General features: G+C 38.5%; 20 protein-coding genes. 9 read left to right on the top strand and 11 right to left on the bottom strand.

From position 1 onward, the window contains the following. Positions 1–3: 3 nt before the first annotated feature. Positions 4–1,221, top strand: coding sequence for an aspartate kinase (locus tag CWC11_RS07205; RefSeq protein ID WP_138682146.1), 1,218 nt, complete (start codon positions 4–6; stop codon positions 1,219–1,221). Between the two features lie 91 nt (positions 1,222–1,312). Next, positions 1,313–1,504: a carbon storage regulator CsrA gene (csrA, locus tag CWC11_RS07200; RefSeq protein ID WP_004587515.1), complete on the top strand. Its 192-nt coding sequence runs from the start codon at positions 1,313–1,315 to the stop codon at positions 1,502–1,504. Between the two features lie 50 nt (positions 1,505–1,554). Here the strand turns inward: csrA and CWC11_RS07195 are convergent, their stop codons facing one another. The 3 genes from CWC11_RS07195 to CWC11_RS07185 form a co-directional block, all read right to left on the bottom strand. Further along, positions 1,555–2,022 (bottom strand): YcxB family protein, encoded by a 468-nt coding sequence (locus CWC11_RS07195; RefSeq protein ID WP_058549533.1) that lies wholly within the window; start codon positions 2,020–2,022, stop codon positions 1,555–1,557. A 130-nt stretch (positions 2,023–2,152) separates the two neighbouring features. After that, positions 2,153–2,344: a hypothetical protein gene (locus CWC11_RS07190; protein WP_138682145.1), complete on the bottom strand. Its 192-nt coding sequence runs from the start codon at positions 2,342–2,344 to the stop codon at positions 2,153–2,155. 56 nt (positions 2,345–2,400) lie between these two features. After that, entirely contained in the window at positions 2,401–2,574 is a 174-nt protein-coding gene (locus CWC11_RS07185) for a DUF1328 domain-containing protein (protein ID WP_002961939.1), read from the bottom strand. A 529-nt stretch (positions 2,575–3,103) separates the two neighbouring features. Between CWC11_RS07185 and CWC11_RS07180 the strand changes: the two genes are divergently transcribed. From CWC11_RS07180 to CWC11_RS22805, 5 genes are all read left to right on the top strand, one after another. Continuing rightward, complete coding sequence (locus tag CWC11_RS07180) at positions 3,104–3,349, top strand: OadG family protein (RefSeq protein ID WP_138682144.1); 246 nt, start codon at positions 3,104–3,106, stop codon at positions 3,347–3,349. 11 nt (positions 3,350–3,360) lie between these two features. After that, positions 3,361–5,139: a sodium-extruding oxaloacetate decarboxylase subunit alpha gene (gene oadA / locus CWC11_RS07175; protein ID WP_058549535.1), complete on the top strand. Its 1,779-nt coding sequence runs from the start codon at positions 3,361–3,363 to the stop codon at positions 5,137–5,139. A gap of 12 nt (positions 5,140–5,151) precedes the next feature. Continuing rightward, the gene (locus CWC11_RS07170; RefSeq protein WP_058549536.1) at positions 5,152–6,282 is read left to right on the top strand and encodes a sodium ion-translocating decarboxylase subunit beta; all 1,131 of its coding nucleotides are present in this window, start codon (positions 5,152–5,154) and stop codon (positions 6,280–6,282) included. Positions 6,283–6,410: 128 nt separating this feature from the next. Further along, entirely contained in the window at positions 6,411–7,382 is a 972-nt protein-coding gene (locus CWC11_RS07165) for an aldo/keto reductase (RefSeq protein WP_058549537.1), read from the top strand. A gap of 8 nt (positions 7,383–7,390) precedes the next feature. Next, the gene (locus tag CWC11_RS22805; protein ID WP_171038403.1) at positions 7,391–7,567 is read left to right on the top strand and encodes a hypothetical protein; all 177 of its coding nucleotides are present in this window, start codon (positions 7,391–7,393) and stop codon (positions 7,565–7,567) included. A 74-nt stretch (positions 7,568–7,641) separates the two neighbouring features. Here CWC11_RS22805 and CWC11_RS07160 read toward each other — a convergent pair whose 3' ends face one another. Then, positions 7,642–8,955: a peptidoglycan DD-metalloendopeptidase family protein gene (locus CWC11_RS07160; RefSeq protein ID WP_138682143.1), complete on the bottom strand. Its 1,314-nt coding sequence runs from the start codon at positions 8,953–8,955 to the stop codon at positions 7,642–7,644. A 323-nt stretch (positions 8,956–9,278) separates the two neighbouring features. On the opposite strand from CWC11_RS07160, the gene tyrS reads away from it, so the two are divergent. After that, the gene (gene tyrS, locus CWC11_RS07155) at positions 9,279–10,478 is read left to right on the top strand and encodes a tyrosine--tRNA ligase (protein ID WP_058549539.1); all 1,200 of its coding nucleotides are present in this window, start codon (positions 9,279–9,281) and stop codon (positions 10,476–10,478) included. A 72-nt stretch (positions 10,479–10,550) separates the two neighbouring features. Here the strand turns inward: tyrS and CWC11_RS07150 are convergent, their stop codons facing one another. From CWC11_RS07150 to folE2, 4 genes are all read right to left on the bottom strand, one after another. Next, entirely contained in the window at positions 10,551–11,495 is a 945-nt protein-coding gene (locus CWC11_RS07150; RefSeq protein WP_138682142.1) for a cobalamin biosynthesis protein CobD/CbiB, read from the bottom strand. Continuing rightward, the gene (gene mtnN / locus CWC11_RS07145; RefSeq protein WP_138682141.1) at positions 11,496–12,203 is read right to left on the bottom strand and encodes a 5'-methylthioadenosine/S-adenosylhomocysteine nucleosidase; all 708 of its coding nucleotides are present in this window, start codon (positions 12,201–12,203) and stop codon (positions 11,496–11,498) included. It abuts the gene before it with no gap. A 120-nt stretch (positions 12,204–12,323) separates the two neighbouring features. Beyond that, positions 12,324–12,920 (bottom strand): DUF2726 domain-containing protein, encoded by a 597-nt coding sequence (locus CWC11_RS07140; protein ID WP_058549542.1) that lies wholly within the window; start codon positions 12,918–12,920, stop codon positions 12,324–12,326. A gap of 116 nt (positions 12,921–13,036) precedes the next feature. Further along, a complete protein-coding gene (gene folE2, locus CWC11_RS07135) occupies positions 13,037–13,957 on the bottom strand; it encodes a GTP cyclohydrolase FolE2 (protein WP_058549543.1) in 921 nt (306 codons plus the stop codon). A 232-nt stretch (positions 13,958–14,189) separates the two neighbouring features. Here folE2 and arcB point away from each other — a divergent pair, with 232 nt between their 5' ends. Next, positions 14,190–16,508, top strand: a complete 2,319-nt coding sequence (arcB, locus tag CWC11_RS07130) for an aerobic respiration two-component sensor histidine kinase ArcB (RefSeq protein WP_138682140.1) — start codon at positions 14,190–14,192, stop codon at positions 16,506–16,508. Positions 16,509–16,524: 16 nt separating this feature from the next. On the opposite strand, the gene arcA is transcribed toward arcB, so the two are convergent. The 3 genes from arcA to CWC11_RS07115 form a co-directional block, all read right to left on the bottom strand. Beyond that, on the bottom strand, positions 16,525–17,241 hold the full coding sequence (gene arcA / locus CWC11_RS07125; protein ID WP_058549545.1) for a two-component system response regulator ArcA: 717 nt from the start codon (positions 17,239–17,241) through the stop codon (positions 16,525–16,527). A 487-nt stretch (positions 17,242–17,728) separates the two neighbouring features. Continuing rightward, positions 17,729–19,333, bottom strand: a complete 1,605-nt coding sequence (locus CWC11_RS07120; protein ID WP_138682139.1) for a sensor histidine kinase — start codon at positions 19,331–19,333, stop codon at positions 17,729–17,731. 152 nt (positions 19,334–19,485) lie between these two features. Continuing rightward, on the bottom strand, positions 19,486–20,511 hold the full coding sequence (locus tag CWC11_RS07115) for a methyltransferase (RefSeq protein ID WP_138682138.1): 1,026 nt from the start codon (positions 20,509–20,511) through the stop codon (positions 19,486–19,488). Positions 20,512–20,550 lie beyond the last annotated feature (39 nt).

The raw sequence follows: 20,550 nt of genomic DNA, 5'->3' as shown, positions 1-20,550 counted from the left end.
TACGTGGCACTTATTGTCCAAAAGTATGGCGGCACTTCAGTTGGCTCAATAGAGCGAATAGAGGCGGTCGCCGACCTTGTTGTTAAAACTAGGCAACAAGGTCATCAAGTGGTTGTGGTGCTCTCGGCTATGTCGGGAGAAACCAACCGCTTAATTAATCTCGCCAAACAAATTGATGCTCGCCCGAGTAGCCGTGAACTAGATGTATTAATTAGCACCGGAGAGCAGGTGTCTGTATCGCTTCTAGCTATGGCTATTATAAAGCGTGGCCATTCGGCCGTAAGCCTACTTGCTGATCAAGTTAATATTCAAACCGACAACATGTTTGGCAAAGCCCGAATTGAGGACATTGCTGCTACGCGTTTAAAGCATGAGCTTGAGCATAACCGCATTGCTATTATTGCGGGTTTTCAGGGGCGTGATGTTGAGGGCAATATTACAACCCTTGGCCGTGGTGGCACAGATACCTCAGCAGTAGAAATTGCCGGCGCAATAAAAGCCGATGAATGCCAGATCTATACAGACGTTGATGGCGTATATACTACAGATCCTCGTGTTGAACCTAATGCACGTCGAATGAGCCAAGTAACCTTTGCTGAAATGCTAGAGATGGCTAGTTTAGGCGCTAAAGTATTGCATATTCGCTCTGTAGAGGCGGCAGGTAAACACAATGTTCCGCTTAGGGTGCTTTCAAGCTTTAACCCTGATGAAGGCACATTAATTAGCTTTGAGGAAAGCGACATGCCAAGTAAGGTTGTTTCGGGTATTGCGTTTAATCGCGACGAATGTTTAATTAAGGTACAAGGTATGCCAAGTGGCACTCAATACCTTGCAAAAATTTTGAAACTTTTTGCCGATAATGGCGTCGAAATAGATATGATTAATCAAGATAATCATAACTTTGAAAAAATAGACTATGCTTTTACTGTGCACTCGAATGACTATCTGCAAGCGCTTGAATTAATTACTGAGCAACAAGCTCAATTAAGCGCCGATAATATTAGCGGATTAACCACAGTGGCTAAAGTGTCTGCTGTTGGAATGGGTATGAAATCGCATTCTGGTGTAGCTAGTTTATTTTTTGATGCATTGGCGCAGGAAAATATTAACGTGGTTTTAGTCTCTACGTCAGAGATTAAAATTTCAGTTTTAATAGATGAAAAGTACCTAGAGTTGGCTGTTCGTGCATTACATAAAACATTTTTAACGGAAAATGAGTAGTTTGGGAGTTTTTACTTACTTTTCAATCGATTTTTCATTAATATGTTTAAGCGGAATCTTATAATTTTTATTGGAACATGGGAGCAAGAGAATGCTAATACTAACTCGTAGAGTAGGTGAAACCCTAATGATTGGTGACGAAGTAACAGTTACCGTTCTAGGTGTTAAAGGAAATCAAGTTCGAATTGGTGTTAATGCACCTAAAGACGTATCTGTGCATCGTGAAGAGATTTACATGCGCATACAAGCTGAAAAGTCGAACCCTAATCCGGGCAATGCTTAATCAACACGTATACGTAGTTGAGTAATTTACTCAGCTAGTTAAAAAGCCACTCACTGAGTGGCTTTTTTGTTTATAAAATCGAGTGTTTCAGGGCTTAGTATTTGTTTTGAGATGTATTGCATACCGCTTTTATTTTTAATTAACAAACCGTTTGGTGTATTTACTACCTCAGTTATATCTTGCCATGCTAGTTGGTAGCTTTTGTAATGATTAGACGATTTAATGCCTTCATCATCAAAAGTGAGCGTAACCTCGGAGCCTGATGCTCTGCTAAACATTTGCCTAGTAACCCACCAAGGTCGGCGGTAGTAAAATGCCACGCATTCCAGCACGGCTAACATGATCATAAATGTACCTAGGTAATGATCGTCCAATCCATAAATACCAAATAAACCAAGCGCAATAAGTAGTACTAGTAAAAAATACTTGGGTTTGGCGCGTTTACTATAAGGAAGCGACTCGTCAAAGCACTCGTAAAAATAAGGTTTATCAAGCGTGTAGGTAGTTGTGAATGCCATATTGTATTTACTTAAAGCGTATTTTTTGACATTTTAACAGTAAGCCCCTAAATGAGCAGCTTTAAAGTGAGGATTTTATTGCAGGCACAAAAAAGCGGCTCGTAAGCCGCTTTTTTCTAAAGGCGAAGAATTAACAGTTAGTTTCTTCTGCGTTAACGCCTTCTTTTACATTTTCACATGCATCTTCAACAGAGTTTTGCACGTCAGTTACTGCTTCATCAATACGCTCGCCTGCTTCTTCTGCGTGGTTGTCTTCACAACCCATCATGAAAAAACCTGCAAATACTGCGACTAAGGCTGCTTTTAAAGTTGTAGAGTTCATAGTGTAATTCCTTGTAAGTATTAATTAATTTAGTGTTGGTCAGTCGTATGCCTTATCTACCTGGGTGATTTACCACGTAGCGCACCTGAAACTAATGAAATCACTAAAAGTACTAAAAAGATAAAAAATATAATTTTTGCTATACCAGCTGCGGCACCTGCGATGCCACCAAAACCTAACACTGCAGCGATTAAAGCAATAACTAAAAATGTGATTGTCCAGCGTAACATTGTCTTCTCCTTGGTTTATCAAATCGTTCGGAATAACTAATGCCAGTTACATGCCAGTTTATTTTGTTGTTATTTATCAATTGTTTAATTGTTTTTTGATAATTATAGGTGACTATTGGCTTAGTAATTTTTACGCTTTGTTATGTAACTTATTCACACCTATGTAATTTTAGTAAACAAGATATATAGATACCTAAGTTTAACGCTTTTTTGGTAAGACCAATTTACATTTTACCAATTGGCTTTAAGGTTACTATACCTGTAACGCGCTATTTTTAATGGTATTTATGGATTGTTAAAGTTATGGATATAACCTTTGCCTATAACCGTTATTTTTATCATCTATACGTAGCGGTGTTTATGGCTGTTTTAGTTATGTTAACCAAGGGGGTGATATGTTATTTTTATTTTAATTGGTTTTACCAATTTACAAGGTGTAGACAAAGCTATTAGTTTTGTTATCATCCAGTGAATAATTATTTAAATAAATCGATTTTTTATTTCGATGTGGGTTTTAAGGGGGAGAGTAATGGATATAGGTGCTCTACTTACAACTGCAGGTAGCTTAATGCTAACCGGTATGGTTGGGGTGTTTGTATTTTTGTCGATATTAATTGGTGCGGTTGTTCTTATGTCTAACTTGGTTGCGCGTTTTAGCGAACCAGAAGTGACAACATCGGTTAAATCACCGTCTTTTAAATCTCAAGGTGTGCCTAGTGAGCACATCGCTGCTATTAGTGCTGCCATTGCTCAGTACAAATCAAATAATAACTAAGGGGCACACACATGGCTAAATTAAAATTAACAGAATTAGTATTACGCGACGCTCACCAGTCTTTATTAGCAACACGTATGCGTTTAGACGACATGCTTCCTATTGCAAGCAAGTTAGATGATGCAGGTTATTGGTCGATTGAATCGTGGGGCGGCGCAACATTTGATTCATGTATTCGTTATTTAGGTGAAGATCCGTGGGAGCGTATTCGTGCACTTAAAAAGGCAATGCCAAACACTAAACAGCAAATGCTATTACGCGGCCAAAACCTATTAGGTTACCGCCATTATGCTGATGACGTAGTTGAAAAGTTTGTAGAGCGCGCACACAAAAACGGTGTTGATGTATTTCGCATTTTTGATGCAATGAACGACGTACGTAACCTAGAAACTGCAATTAAGGCGGCTGTTAAAGTTGGTGCGCATGCGCAAGGTACTATTTCGTATACAGTAAGCCCTGTTCATACACTTGATATGTGGTTAACTCTTGCAAAACAGCTTGAAGATATGGGTTGTCACTCAATTTGTATTAAAGATATGGCGGGTTTATTAAAGCCATACGATGCAGAAGAGCTTATAAAAGCACTTAAAGAAACTGTGTCTGTTCCTATTGCTATGCAGTGTCATGCTACTACGGGGCTAAGTACTGCAACGTATCAAAAAGCAATTGATGCAGGTATCGATATGCTTGATACCGCTATTTCTTCTATGAGTATGACTTATGGTCACTCTGCAACAGAAACTATTGTAGCGATTGTTGAAGGAACTGCTCGCGATACCGAGCTTGATTTAAATCAGCTTGAAGAGATAGCGGCTTACTTTAGGGACGTACGTAAAAAATACGCTGCGTTTGAAGGTAGCCTTAAGGGAGTTGATGGACGAATCTTATTAGCTCAAGTACCTGGTGGCATGTTAACTAATATGGAAAACCAACTTAAAGAGCAAGGCGCTGCCGATAAGCTAAATGAAGTGTTACTTGAGATCCCACGTGTACGTGAAGACTTAGGCTTTATTCCACTTGTAACACCAACATCACAAATTGTAGGTACACAAGCTGTACTTAACGTACTTACTGGCGAGCGTTATAAAACAATTACTAAAGAAACTGCCGGTGTACTAAAAGGTGAATACGGTTTAACGCCAGCACCTATGAATAAAGAGCTACAAGAGCGAGTGCTTGATGGTAGCGAAGTTATTACATGTCGTCCTGCTGATAAGATACAGCCAGAGCTTGCAACGCTTGAAGCTGAGTTACTTAAAGAGGCAAAAGAGCAAGGCTTAACGCTTTGTGATGATCAAATAGACGATGTACTAACTTATGCGTTATTCCCACAAGTTGGCCTTAAGTTTATTAAAAACCGTAATAACCCAGATGCGTTTGAAGCAGTACCAAGTGCTGACGATGAAGCGAATAAACCGGCTGCAAAACCAGCAGGTAAAAATAGCGTAAAAGCAGAGCAATACAGCGTTAAGGTAGACGGTAAAGTTTATGATGTAGTTGTAGCGCAAGGCGGAGAGCTTAAAGAAGTAACCCTTAAAGACTCTGAGCATTTACCTCAGTCTGCATCGGTTGCTTCTGGCGAAACTTTAAATGCACCGTTAGCCGGTAATATTTTTAAAGTAAAAGTAAAAGCGGGCCAAGTAGTTAACGAAGGTGATGTAGTTGTAATTATGGAAGCCATGAAAATGGAAACCGAAGTACGTGCAATGCATACCGGTACTATAGCTGAAGTGCTTGTTTCTGAGGGTGACTCGGTAACAACAGGCGACGCAATTATAGCGTTAGCTTAAGGGAGAGTTTAAATGGAAGCACTTTTAAACCTTTGGCATGCTACAGGTATTGCTAACTTTACGTTTCCTGGTTTGATAATGATTGCAGTAGGGTGCTTATTATTGTTTTTAGCAATTGCTAAAAACTTTGAGCCACTGTTACTACTTCCTATTGGCTTTGGCGCAATACTTACTAATATTCCTGTGGCGGGTTTGTCAGATCCCGGTGGTTTACTTTACTACGTTTATTACGTAGGTATTGATACGGGAATATTCCCGTTATTAATCTTTATGGGCGTAGGGGCATTAACAGACTTTAGTGCGCTAATTGCTAATCCGCGTATGTTATTACTTGGTGCTGCTGCGCAGTTTGGTATTTTTGCAACGTTGTTTGGTGCAATACTATTAAACTATGTGCCTGGTTTTGAATTTACCTTACAAGATGCCTCAGCTATTGCCATTATTGGTGGCGCCGATGGCCCTACAGCAATATTTTTAGCCTCAAAGCTTGCACCAGATTTACTTGGCGCAATAGCTGTAGCGGCTTACTCTTACATGGCACTTGTACCAATTATTCAACCGCCAATTATGCGTGCGCTAACAACACCTCAAGAGCGTCAAATTAAAATGCCTGAGCTGCGCAAAGTATCTAAAAAAGAGAAAATTGTATTTCCTCTAATGGTGCTTAGCTTAACTGCGATGTTTTTACCTGCGGCTATACCACTTGTAGGTATGTTTTGTTTAGGTAACTTGATGCGTGAGTCGGGTGTTGTAGATAGATTAAGTAATAGCGCTCAAAACGAAATCATCAATATAACCACTATATTTTTAGGCTTAGCTGTTGGCTCTAAACTAGCAGCAGATAAGTTTTTAACAGTTGAGACTATTGGTATTTTAGTACTTGGTGCATTGGCTTTTGCAATTGGTACGGCTTCGGGCGTATTTATGGCAAAAGGCTTAAATAAAATTTCTAAAACCCCTATTAACCCATTAATTGGCGCAGCGGGAGTGTCGGCTGTACCAATGGCTGCTCGAGTAGTTAATAAAGTAGGGCTTGAAAATAACCCTCATAACTTTTTACTTATGCATGCGATGGGGCCAAACGTAGCCGGTGTTTTAGGTAGCGCAGTAGCTGCTGGTATATTGCTAGCACTTGTTGGCTAAGCTCTCGCTTTAAAATTAAACCAACCATTAGGCGCAGTTTACTGCGCTTTTTTTTGTGCCTAATTTGTAGATAGATACAGCGTTTTTGTTTACAGTGATGACTCTTCTAAACTTTAAGGACAGTTATCATGCTTCACACACCTTTAGCAAAACACTTACCTCATGTTAGTAAACTTGTATTTGGTTGCATGGGTTTAGGCGGTGGTTGGAACAAAGATGCAATTACTAGCGCACACCTAAAGCAAACTCATGAATGTATAGATAATGCCTTTGAAGGCGGAATTAACTTTTTTGACCATGCCGACATTTATACCTTTGGTAAAGCAGAGCAGGTTTTTGGTAAAGCATTAAGTGAGCGTCCAGAACTTAGAGAAAAAATGTATATTCAATCTAAGTGCGGTATTCGCTTTGAAGACGAGCAAGGACCTAAGCGTTATGACTTCTCAGCAAAATGGATTGAGGAGTCAGTTGAAGGCTCATTAAAGCGTTTAAACACAGATTACCTCGATGTACTTATGCTACACCGTCCAGATCCGCTTATGGAAGTAGATGAAATAGCGCAAATATTTAGCTGCTTACAAGAAAGCGGCAAAGTGCGTAATTTTGCTGTATCGAATATGCAGCAACATCAAATGAACTTTTTACAACACGCACTCGATATGCCAATAGTGGCTAATCAAATTGAAGCAAGCTTACAAAAACACCAGTTTGTTGATGAAGGTGTTTATGCAGGTAATGCTGATGGTAAAGACCTAAACTTTACCCCTGGCAGTGTTGAATACTGTCGCCATTTTGATATTCAAATACAAAGTTGGGGTAGTTTGTGCCAAGGTTTATATACAGGGAGCGACTTATCAAATGCATCGCAAGCCGATATAAATACCAGCATACTTGTTAATAAACTTGCCGCACTTTACGAAACTTCGCCAGAAGCTATTGTACTAGCATGGTTGCTACGCCATCCTGCATCTATACAGCCAATTATTGGCACAACTAACGCTAAGCGAATTGCAGCGTCTTGTGATGCTGTAAATGTAGAGCTAAGCCGCGAACATTGGTATGCACTTTATGTAAGTGCTAAAGGTCATGAGTTACCGTAGGAATCGCTATGAACATATTTGTTATTTTAATTTGCTTGTTTGTAGCCCTGGCAGTGCTTATTCCGTTACTAGAAAAGTACCAAAGTAAAATGGGGCTTGATGGAGCAACCAAATACAGCAAATATATTTGGCCGCTTGTTATGCTGTCTATAGTAGTGCAGCTTATTTATGTATTAATGAACTAATAAATTAATAAAAAACACAAAAAAGCCTTTGCGGGTTACCCAGCAAAGGCTTTTTTATTATCTATAACTTAACGTTACTTAAGTGCTAGCTGTAGTTCGCGATTGCGTTCTAGCTGTGCAATAAAGTTATCAGCAATAGGTTTAAACTTAGCAAGCTCTGAGCGAGGTAGTGGCTCTGACTTAGGAAGCTTAACGGTTTTAGGGTTACGGTGAACACCGTTAACTAAAAACTCATAGTGTAAGTGAGCGCCTGTTACGCGACCTGTTGAACCAACAGTACCAATTTTATCGCCTTGCTTAACTTTTTGGCCGGTTTTAACCAGCTTTTTGTTAAGGTGTAAGTACTTAGTTACGTACTGTGTACCATGGCTGATAAATACATAGTTACCGTTATATTTGCTGTAACCTGCTTTAATTACTTTACCGTTACCTGATGCAACTACAGGCGTGCCTGTACGTGCTGCGTAGTCAATACCGCGATGAGCTCTTACTTGCCCAGTAACTGGATGTAAACGCTTAGGGTTAAAGCTTGAACTAATATATTTAAAGTTAACGGGTGCGCGTAAAAATGCCTTTTTCATGCTGCGACCTTCAGGCGTATAAAAGTTGCCGTCGGTGTGTCGAATAGCTGCAAAGCGTTGGCCTTGGTTTATAAATTCTGCAGCAATAATTTTACCAGTACCAATAAACTCACCATCAACGTAGTGAGACTCGTAAATTAAACCAAACTGATCGTTTTTACGAATGTCGTTTGCAAAATCGACATCCCAACCAAAAATATCCGCAAAGTTCATTATTTGACGTTCACTTAATCCTGCAGCAATTGCAGACGTCCAAAAGTTGTTAGATATTTCACCGCCAGCGGTTTTGGTTATCGTTTCAATTTCTTTACTGTCGATAGCTGTATCGTAATTACCTTCATCATTTAAGGTAACAAACAGCGTATCAGTTTTTGAAATTACATAACGCAGTTGTGCTAAAGAGCCATCTTCAGCGGTAGCAAAGCTAAGTACTTCACCGGGGTGAATTTTTGTTAGCTTGCGTGTTTCTGCGTTTGTGTTAATTAGTTTATGAAGCGTTTGCGCTGAAAAGCCAGCTCGCTTGAAGATAATTGCTAAATTGTCGCCATTTTTAACTTTATGATCGACAAAGTCGTATTCTGGTAACTTTTCTGCTGCTTGCTCTGAATTTAGCTCAGTTAATTTTTCGTTTCCATCAACTTTTACTTGTAACTCGTAGCGTTTACCAATCTCTAGTGCATTTGCACTATTGTCTTTGGATGCAGTGGCTTTTTCAGAAGGAAGAAAGGCTAAGCCAACAATAGCAGAAACCAAACCTAATATAAGCAATTTGTGTTTTTTGGGGAGCGTGCGAACCACGTGAACCATAACGTGCCTTTTTCTGCTGTCAAGATAATAAATACATAATATTGCAGGATATACCTAATAATGTACGAATACTAGTGTTTTGTAGATTTAAACTGACCTTAAATTACGCTAAAATCAGGCTTAGAAAGCCTTTTTTAACGCTCTACCTAGGTAAGACTCAATTGATTTTGTTTAGTTGCATGAATCACTTAAAAAGTTGTTTTAATTAGGTAGAAATTTGTTATGTTAGCTACATCTATATATTCGGTTTAAACCTTTATTAAACCGTGACTACGCAAGTAACTAGTCGCCCCTTCGTCGGCAGAATTTTGGAGTAACACAAAGTGGATTTACAAACCGCTCTAGCAGAGATTAAACGCGGTGCAGAAGAAATATTAATTGAAGACGAACTAGTTGAAAAACTAAAGTCGGGCAAAAAGCTAAAAATAAAAGCAGGCTTCGATCCTACAGCGCCAGATTTACACTTAGGCCACACTGTACTAATTAATAAAATGAAGACCTTTCAGGACTTAGGTCATGAGGTAATTTTCTTAATTGGTGACTTTACGGGCATGATTGGTGACCCAACAGGTAAAAACGTAACGCGTAAGCCACTTACTCGCGAAGATGTACTAGCCAATGCTGAAACATACAAAGAGCAAGTATTTAAAATATTAGATCCGGCTAAAACAACGGTTGCATTTAATTCTACGTGGATGGAAAACCTAGGTGCTGCAGGTATGATTAAGCTTGCTGCTAACCAAACAGTGGCACGCATGCTAGAACGTGACGACTTTAAAAAGCGTTACGGTAGCGGTCAGCCTATTGCGATTCATGAGTTTTTATACCCGCTTGTACAAGGTTGGGATTCGGTTGCACTTGAGTCAGATGTAGAGCTTGGTGGTACTGATCAGCGTTTTAACCTACTTATGGGCCGTGAGCTGCAAAAAGTAGAAGGTCAAAAACCTCAAACTGTATTAATGATGCCATTGCTTGAAGGCACTGACGGCGTTCAAAAAATGTCTAAGTCGCTAGGTAACTACATTGGTATTACTGATGCACCAAACGATATGTTTGGTAAAGTAATGTCGATTAGCGATGTATTAATGTGGCGCTACTACGACTTACTAAGTGGTCTTTCAATTGAGCAAATTGCAGCGCAAAAAGAACGTGTTGAGCAAGGTACTAACCCGCGCGATATTAAAATTGAGCTGGCTAAAGAACTAATCGCTCGTTTTCATAGTGAAGAAGATGCGCAAGCGGCACATGACGATTTTATCAAACGTTTCCAGAAAAAAGCGCTTCCTGATGAAATCCCTGAGCTTACAATTACGATTGCAGAAGACAGTATTTTAATCGCTAACTTGCTTAAAGAAGCAAACTTAGTAGCAAGTACATCTGAAGCAATGCGAATGATTAAGCAAGGCGCGGTAAAACTTAACGGTGAAGATAAAATCACTGATACTAAACTTGAAGTAGCAAAAGGCACGACGGCTATTTACCAAGTAGGTAAACGTAAGTTTGCGAATATTACTGTAGCGTAAGCGCAGCAGTTAAAACGATAAAAACCAGCTTAGGCTGGTTTTTTTGTGCTCGTATTTTGGCAGCTAAAACCACTAAATTCCTTTTAATATTTCGATGCTGATAATGACTAAAAACCAAAATACACGAGCCTGATTTAATCTATTAATTATTACGGGCACATCATCGGGTGAAGGTAGTCTATCAGTACCAATACGCATTTTATTAAAGCGCTTACCAAAGTAAACCGCAGGTCCGCCAAGTTGCACGCCAATAGATGCAGAGCACGCACTTAAAATCCAGCCTGTATTTGTTTGATAAAAATGTCTGCCATAGTGCTTTATATAATGCATGCTTTGTTTACTGGCTTTACTTGCGGTAATTGTTAACGCAAGTAGGCGTATTGGAATAAATTCGATTATAAACAAAATGATTTTAAGCGGTTTTAAAAAGTGGCTATTAGGTGAGATATCGGTGCGCCAAGCTTGCTGCATTAAAGTGAGGAGCCGATATGCTAAAGCGCCAATGGGTCCAAATAATAAAAATATGAATATAACCACAAAGTAATTTCGAGCAGTTCGTAAAATTAAGCTCTCAATTAAGGCTTTAATTATACCTTGCGCTGAGAGCTTGTTAACCTCTCTGGCAAGCAGTGGTTTTAATAGCTCACGTGCGGTAGATTTTTGGTTTTGTTTTACTAACTTTGCAACACGCAGGGCTTTTTTATCTATCGCTTTGCTTTCAAGGCACAAATATAAAATGAGGCCAGCGAGAAGTTCAGGATAAAAGGCAAATTCGAGCAGTAATACAATAATAATAAGAATAACGCTTAAAACTAGTGTACAGGCCAGGGTGGAGGCTAAATAAAGGTAGCTTTTAGGTTCACTTGGTTTATAAACCCGTTTTCCAATAGCATTAAAAACAGCGGTTAATACTGTATTTGGGTGGTACCAGCTCACTAAAGGAAAAAAGCGCTCAGCGAGGAGCGCTATTATAAAGGCAATAAAGTCCAAATGATTTTGAACAATATTGCTAAGCATTTAAAGGCTTACAGCCGTTAGCTTTTCTAAAAGCGCGACAACCATTTTAGATGAGTTGATTGAAGCAGTTTCTAAGTATTCTTCAAATGATTGCGGCGACTCTTTACCGGCAATGTCAGACATAGAACGAATAACAACAAACGGTGTATTAAGTGTAAAACACGTTTGAGCAATTGATGCGCCTTCCATTTCAACAGCAAGCATTGATGGGAAATCGCTGCGTGCTTTGTCTATACGTACTGGGTCACACATAAAAGTATCGCCTGTACAAATTAAGCCTACTAATGTTTTAACATCGCTAATTTGTGCAATAGTTTGCTCTGCAGCTTCTACTAATTTTGGGTGCGCTGTAAAGCCTGCTGGCATTTGTGGAACTTGGCCAATTTCGTAGCCAAATGCGGTTACGTCTACATCGTGATGACGAACTTCTGACGAAATGACTACATCGCCAACACTTAATGATGGATCAAACCCACCTGCAGAGCCTGTGTTAATAACACAATCAGGTTTAAAGTTATCAATCAGTAACGTGGTAGCAATAGTTGAAGCAACTTTACCAATACCAGATTGAACAAGCGTTACTGTGTTTCCAGCTAACTCGCCAGTATAAAAAGTGAAACCTGCTTTAGTTAAAATTTGTGGGTTTTGCATTGCTTCACGTAAAATTTTAACTTCTGGCTCCATTGCGCCAATAATACCAACATTCATAGTGTTAAATTCCTGAGTTTGAATAACTTGATTATACGTGAAGTTAGCTATAAAAAACAAAAAAGCGAGCTTGTTTATGAGCTCGCTTTAAATACTTTTAGGAGAGTATTTAATTCTATTTTATATTTCGGCTAAGGCGGTTGTTTGCGCTTTAGCTTGAGAAGGCGATAACACGGCTGGTTTGTGTACGCGGTTGCGAACTGGGCGCTGGGTTTGCGCAGCAGCAGGTTTTCCGAGTTTAAACATTATTGCATCGCGAACTTCTGAAGGACGGTAGCCCGATTTAACCTTCATACGAATATGTGGAATGCCAGCCGATTCTAAAGCGCCATTTACAAACCAATCGCGTTGGGCTTTGTGGCCATCTTTATTGGCGTTGTTAACTAAATCAACAGCGGCAACAATGGTCAACTTTTCTTTGTCGATTAATACAAAGTCGAGTTGCTTATTTTTAGCTTTTGCTAAAGCAGCACGTTTAGATTTAGCAGAAAGGCCTTGCTTACAATCAATCACGTCGATTAATTTAACACGGCTGACTATTTTGTATTGATCGCCAACTGCACGTTCTAACAGGTTTAAAAATGCGCCTTCAACCTGCGTAAACACAGTTTGTTTACGGGTAAAAGGATACGGGTTTCCGCCATCATCATTAAATTTTGACGCAACAATTGAGGCCCCAACCACTAATACTAAAATTGATAATAAAGCGAATTCCATACGGTAACTCCATAACAACAAATTGACACTGCTCAACTAAAGCAATTTACGTGCCTAAAAGCTTTGTGTTATGAGTTAATTACCGTATGAATTTATAAACTATCACTTCAAGGAAGTTAAGCTTTATAGCCGCCGCTAACACCTTTAACCGCAATAGCCACTGCGTCGTGTGCATGCAGTGATTCGTAATGATTTATTTGCAGCCAGTAATCACTAAAGTTATCGTTTTCAAGAACCGCTTTAATTTTACGAGCAGCATCTTCACAAAACATTAAGTTTTGACCATTAAGGCGGGCAAACTCTTGCTCATCTTCGCGTTTTACTGCCGCTTGAACCGGTGTTTTAAGTTCAGCTTCTAACGTATTAATTAAATTAACAACGTCAAATTCATCGCACGAGCTATCAAGTTTAACTTTTACATTGGCAATTGAGCGCTGTGAGTGAGGCGTAGCTACAATACCTTGCGTAGTGCCTAGCCATTCGTGCACATCTTTTTGACTTAGCGTCTCTTGGTTAAACTTTTCATTAAATGCATTTTGAATAAGCTGCCTTGCAAGTGCTGCAGAGCACGGGCAGGTAGATGAGTAAGTTACATCTACGGTTAACTCGTAGCTAATAACGTTATTTTCAATGGTGCTGGTAAGCGTTATAGGGTAGCTTTTCCAACCTGCTTTACCGCTTAATAGTGATTTACGACGTAGCGGTAATTCAAACTTAAACTCTATTTGCGCTTTATCACTTAAGCCTTCATGGCTTGTTATAAATGTATCGAGTGCCTGTGCAATAGTTTGCGGGTTAACTTGTTGTTCGGTAGAAAGTAGGTCGAGCGCTAAAAATAAGCGCGACATATGGATGCCTTTAGCATCTTCTTTATGCAAGTTAACAAATGCACGCGCTTTTGCGTTAACGGTAACGGGTGCTAAATCTTTTGATTCAAAAATAAATGGCAGTTCTATTTCGCCCATACCAACCCAGTCTAACTTACCTGTTTGTAAGGCGGGAGCCGTGTCAGCTATATCGGGCATGTTGGTTTGCATGTACGCTACTCGTTATTGGTCATAATAAAGCGCTGCATTTTACACTAAATAATTTATTGCTGAAATGATGAGTTTAAGAAGTGGGCGAATTCAAACATGAAAATTTTCTGTTTTTATCGCACAACATGAGTAGAGGTAACATAAAAATGCTAAAATCTGGCAAAATAGCATGTTTATACATACACATTGCCTTCTTTATATTTAAGCATACAGCTAAGAGATAAAATTACGTATGACTGATTATTCTTTGAGCCCTTGGGTTAGGGCTCTTTCTAGCTCAATAAAGCGATTTGGTGAGTTTAAAACGGCAGCTTTTTGTTATGCTTTATTGTTATCTGCATCACTTATTTTATCGAGCATGTTTTACTACGTGGCAATTGGTGAGCTGCATATTGTTGATATTTTAGCTGTGGTATTTTTTGCAGCCGTTGTCTCGCCTCTTATTATTACTGTATTACTTAATTCTGTTCGTCAATTAGATGCCTCTTACGCTTATTTAGATAGTGCTACAAAACAAGAAAAACTCTTAAACCAAACTTTAAAAGACAATATCAATCGTTTAAATATTGAGATTGATGAGCGTAAAATGGCATTTCATGCCAAGCACCGTGCAATTGAAGAGCTACGCCGAGAAATCGCAGAGCGTAAAAAAACGCAGCAAGAATTAGCTCAACAAGGCATGTTACTTCGCTCTATAGTTGATTCATCCCCCGATTTATTTTACTACCGCGACAACAATGGTGTTTTTGCCGGATGTAATAAAATGTTTGAAGAAGTTATGGGGAAATCAAGTAGCGAAATTATTGGTAAAAGTGCTGAACAAATATTCCCTACACACTTTTTATCTCAAGTACTGACTACCGATGAGCAAGTTGAGCAAACTCATAAGCCTATAACTATAGATGTAGGGTACGAGGTTGAGGGTGAAAAACGTTGGTTTGAATTACGTAAATTGCCATTTATAAATGATGAGGGCGACTACATAGGTTTGCTTGGTTTTGGACGTGATATAACTAGTCGAAAAGAAGCGGCCCAAGCCCTTGAGACAGCTTACAAAGATAAAGGTAAGTTTATAGCCACGCTGAGCCATGAGTTACGCACGCCACTTAATGGTATTGTTGGCTTAACCCGCATGTTGCTTGATACAGAAATGAACAAACAACAGCGTAGCTGGTGTAATACAGTGTTTTCGAGTGCAGAAACACTCGGTAATATTTTTAACGATATTATAGATTTAGATAAAATAGATAGAGATCAGCTTGATATTGCAACCGACTCAATAAATGTTTCAGACTTTATAAACGATGTGGTTAACTTTGCAGGTCTAATTGCTGAGCAAAAAGAGTTAGAGTTTAATATTGAGCGAAATGGCAAGCTAGACGTGTATGCATTGCTTGATCCTACACGTTTACGCCAAGTTGTTTGGAACCTTATTAATAATGCCGTTAAGTTTACCCAGCAAGGTAAAGTGACCCTTGAGTGTAGCCGTGAAAACCGTGAAGAGGGGCCATGGCTAGTTATTAAAATATCAGATACTGGGCAAGGTATTCCGCAAGATCAACTTGCTCGAATATTTGATATGTACTACAAAGCACCCGATTTAAAAGGGACTAACGCAATAGGGTCTGGCATTGGACTTGCTGTAACTAAGGCACTTGTTAGTGCTATGAAAGGCACAATTACAGTTAATAGTAGTGAAGGCGAAGGCAGCTGTTTTACAGTACAAATTCCACTTAGTTTATGTGTAGCACCTACAGAGCAGAGCTATGTTGGACGAGGCTTATATATATTACTTGTAGAAGATGTGCCGCTAAATGCTGAAATAGCAACTAACTTGTTAGAGCAGCGAGGCCATGAAGTGCTTTGGGCTGAAACCGGCGAAGATGCACTGTCGTTTGTAGAAACCGAAGACGATTTAGATTTAGTACTGCTAGATATGCAGTTGCCGGATATAAATGGTGATGTGGTTGCTAAGCACATACGATCAGACAGCCACTTTGATAAACTGCCTATAGTTGCGCTTACGGCTAACGTGCGTAGCGCCGAAGAAGAGCTTGAAGGAATTTCTATTCAAGGTGCGTTGGCTAAGCCAATTAATACCGTTAAGCTTGATAAAATGCTCGCAGATTTATTTGATATTAAGCAGGCTAAGTGCACTGAGCCACAATTAAAAGTGAGCGAAGAAGCGCTTAAAGAAATTAATGCACATTTACTCGATGTAGAAACAATAGAAGACTTTGTTAACTCAATGGGCTTAGAAGTGTTTAAGCGTAGTAGTCAATTATTTGAAAAGCTAAATCCTCAGTATCAACAAGAAATGCTAACTTCACTTAGCTCAAACGACAGAGAAGAGTATAAATCGGTTGCGCATAAGCTTAAGGGGGCAGCAGGCTCTGTTGGTTTAAACGACGTACAGTTACATGCAAAAGTAATGGAATATGGTGCGATTGAAGAGTCTGATGAGATATTACAAAAGTGGTTAGATGTTTTAGCAGATAAAATAAATGAAGGACAACAAGCCCTTCATTTATTTTTACAACAATTAGAGTAAACGAGTTTTACTCTAATTAAGCGTCGATTTTACCAATAAAGCGGTAACCTTCACCATGAATGGTGCTGATAAGCTCTGAAGTAGAGTTATCGCTTTCAAAGTGCTTACGAATACGACGGATTGTAACATCTACAGTACGGTCATTTGCACGAAGCTCACGTCCTGTCATGTGTTTAATTAATTGCTCACGGCTAAAAATACGACCAGGAGAATCAAGCATTAAACGAAGTGCTCTGTATTCACCTTTAGGTAAACGTTTAGCATCGCCGCTTGGAGAAGTAAGGCAACGGCTATTTTCGTCAAGCTCCCAACCGTTAAAAGTAAGCACACCATTTGTTTCTAGTGCCGACTCTTCACCGCCTAATGCTGTACGAGTAATAAGGTTACGCGCTCTAATAGTCAATTCACGTGGGTTGAATGGCTTAGTGATATAATCATCAGCGCCAATTTCAAGACCTAAAATACGATCAACATCATTATCACGACCTGTTAAGAAAATAAGGCCTACTTTGCGCTTTTGGCGTAATTCACGGGCTAAAATAAGACCGTTTTTACCAGGAAGATTGATATCCATAACAACAAGATTAACATCATCGTTATTTGTAAGCTTGTCATGCATATCATCGCCATCAATGGCTTCAATAACTTTATAACCTTCAGCTTCAAATAAACTAACGAGGTTGAGTCGAGTTACGTCTTCATCCTCTACGATTAGAATGACTGGCGTTTGCATTATTAATTAACCTTTTGGAATATTTTATTTACAAAAAATCGGTGATGAATTTATAACCGATTACTAGAGATTAGGATTATACCCATTTGTTAACAAGAAAAAACAAATTGGATAAAAATAAAACAGTAGGGTATCCAAAGTCTACAAAAAAGGGCTGTGCAAAAACTACTGTTTAATTGATATATTCATGGATGTAGTCATTTGAATCATAAAGTCGAAGCCATTTTCCTTTGATAATTGATACATCCACCAATCAAATAAGGTACTTAAAATAATCAGACTAATTCAAAGCGAAATTATATCATTTTCTAACCTTTCATCAATGTATGTGATACAGCAAAGCCAATAAAGTTCATAATTTGCTTGGTAATATTTATTTAATGTAATTAAATAATGTTACTTGTTTACCACATGCATTCTAAATGAGGTCATTAAATACTAATTCAAGGATAAATTTTAAATAAATGCACTTTTAAGTGATCTTTATTTAAGGAATCGTAATTATAAATCGAGTGCCGTGTTTCTCTTCAATATCAAACATTATTCTGCCACCTAGCGCTTGGGTAACTAAATTATAAACTAGGTGCATGCCCAAGCCGCTGGCGCCTTGCCCGCGTTTTGAGGTCACAAAAGGATCAAATATTCTGTTTTTAATATTTTTATCAACGCCTTGGCCGTTATCAGAATAAACAATAGTTAACTTTTTCCCTACCAGCTCTACATCAAAGCGAATTTCATTATTTTCTTTCCCTACAAAGCCATGTATTACAGAGTTCATAAGTAACTGCTGAAATACTTGTTGTAATGGCTCCGACTTACTTTGAATGGCTAAATCGGTAGGGCAGTTGATAACAACGACGGGTTTTTTAGGGAGCAACTCCGATTGTATTGATGTTAAAACATCACTAATTAATTTATGTATATTTATGTGAGTGTTAACCCCATCATCTTGAATAACAGCAACTTTTTTAAAGTTTGAAATGAGATCTGCTGCACGGTTTAGATTTCGATAAATTAAATCTAAGTTTTCAATACCTTCGTCAATAAAGCGTTTTAAGTGGCTTGAAGTCAGCTTTTTGTCATTAAAGCTTTGTTGAATATCAGCCAGCTTATCGCGTAGAAGAGTTGAGCCCGTTATACCGAGCCCTATAGGAGTATTAACTTCATGAGCAACACCTGCGACCATTTGTCCCAACGAGGCCATTTTTTCGTTTTCAACTATCTGTGTTTGGTATTGATGCATTCGCTCAAGGGTAGATAGTAGCTCTTGATTGGCCTCTCTAAGAGCGATAGTTCTTTGATTTACTTTTTCTTCGAGGCTTTGGTTTAGCTGCTTTATTTCTTGTTTGTCTTTTTCATGGCGCTCAAGTTGCTTTTTAGTGCGTGTAAGCATGATATTTAAACTGTTAGACAGGGCAGTAATTTCTTTTACATCAGTAATGGGAGCGCGTGCATCGTAATTATGATTTTTTGATACATCTTGCAATAACATACTTAATTGCTCTATCGGGCTGGCAATGCGGCGCTGAATTTTAGCTGCAATAAAGTACACAACTGCAAGTATCAACAGTGTGAGTAATACATCAATTAAGATTTTTTGCTCTATGTATACTTCTAGGCTTTCTAAACTGCCTCGCATATATACATAGCCAATTACCTTTTCATTATTATAAATAGGGCGTGTTAGCTCTATATGCTCGCTGGTAACTCGCGGCGTAGTTAGCTCATCTACACTATCAATTCTTAATGGTACTGGCGGGGTTTTTTTTGCATTAAAGCTGATAAAAAAAACGGGTTTTTGAGATGTTTTTTCTATTGAGTAAATATGAATGTTTTTTACTAAAGGAATATTTTCGAATGATTTAAGGCGTTTTTCTTCTGTTTTTCGATCATCTTTGGCTACTGAATCTCCGGCATCAAAAGCGACAATTTCCGAAAGGATCACAAGCTTATTGATAATTAACTGCTTTTGCTCTTTAACACTTAAGTATGTCGATATCGAAATAGATAACGACAGACAAATAGCTGTTATAAGCATAATCAAATTTATTAGTGCTTTTCGGATGCTACTTTGATGTACTTTTTTAGGCATTATTTCAATATCGCCTGAGTCAATATTAATTATTTAGAGTTTTAGTTTAGCAAAGACAGCAGAAAAGGAAGGAAAAAAACTAAATTAATTCTTATATTTATTCGAAAGTTAGCTTAAGCACTTTTAGTGCTCAAGCTTTTCGTAAAATCAAACTAGCTGCTATATACCGCAAATTTATTATTCTTAAATACTGTTTGATAGTTTTCAAACTGAGTTTCTAAAATTGGCGGGTATTTTAAAAAGCTATTAGCTACTATATTTAGCTTTCCTGCTTTAGTTAAGTGCTGTTTTGCATTAGCTAAAAATGTTTCTGCTACGGTGTAATCTGTTGCAATCCCTGTGTGAAACGGTGGGTTGCTCACTATTAAATCAAACTTACCAGTAATATTTTTAAGCCCATCACTTAATACCGCTTCGCCTTTAATATTATTTAGCTTTAGTGTTTGCTCTGTAGCGTAGGTAGCTAAAGCACTTACGTCTGAACATACAAATTCAAGTGCTGGGTTTTGTAGCCCTAAAAAGGTGGCAATTAAGCCAGCGCCGCAACCAAAATCAAGTACTTTGCCTTGCTTAACTGTTGGTGCATTTTCAAGTAGCATCTTTGTACCAGCATCTAATCCACCGTGGTTAAACACGCCTGGTACGCTAATAGCTGTAAAGGAAGTATTGGCTACATCAATAGTAAACTGCTTGTGATAAGTGCTTATATCAAAATGTGCATTTAGCTCAATGTCGCTAAAAGAATAAAGTACACAATGTTTTGCAGAGTCTATTTTATTGCTAAAGCCAGCCTTACCCGTTAATTGTTTTTCAATTGATTTAACACCACTTTTGTTCTCGCCAACCACGAGTAACTCAGCGTCTTTAGTTATTACCGCACGAATATTATCTAGCGCCATTAATAGTTCGGGCTTAGATTTAGGATAATAAAGAATAACTAAATCGTAACCTTCGCCATTAATAGTGTGGTTAATACATACATCAACACCTTTAACGTTTTTAGCAAAATCGCCATTGGCATGGTTGTAGCTAAACGCTGTAATATTACTTTGCGGGTTTAGTGCTTTAAGTTCATTTAAAAAGCCATCTTGAACAAAGTTGACCACCAAGATTGATTTACCCGTTAACTCTTCACTATTTCGAAGTAACAGTAAACTTGGGTTGGTTAATACGCTCATAAATGGCTTTGCCTTACAATGTGTTAAATTAATATAAAA

The organism is Pseudoalteromonas sp. S3178, assembly GCF_005886985.1.
Classification (GTDB): domain Bacteria; phylum Pseudomonadota; class Gammaproteobacteria; order Enterobacterales; family Alteromonadaceae; genus Pseudoalteromonas; species Pseudoalteromonas carrageenovora.
Note: the sequence above shows the minus strand (reverse complement) of the source record. Positions and strands in the feature narration are given on the sequence as shown.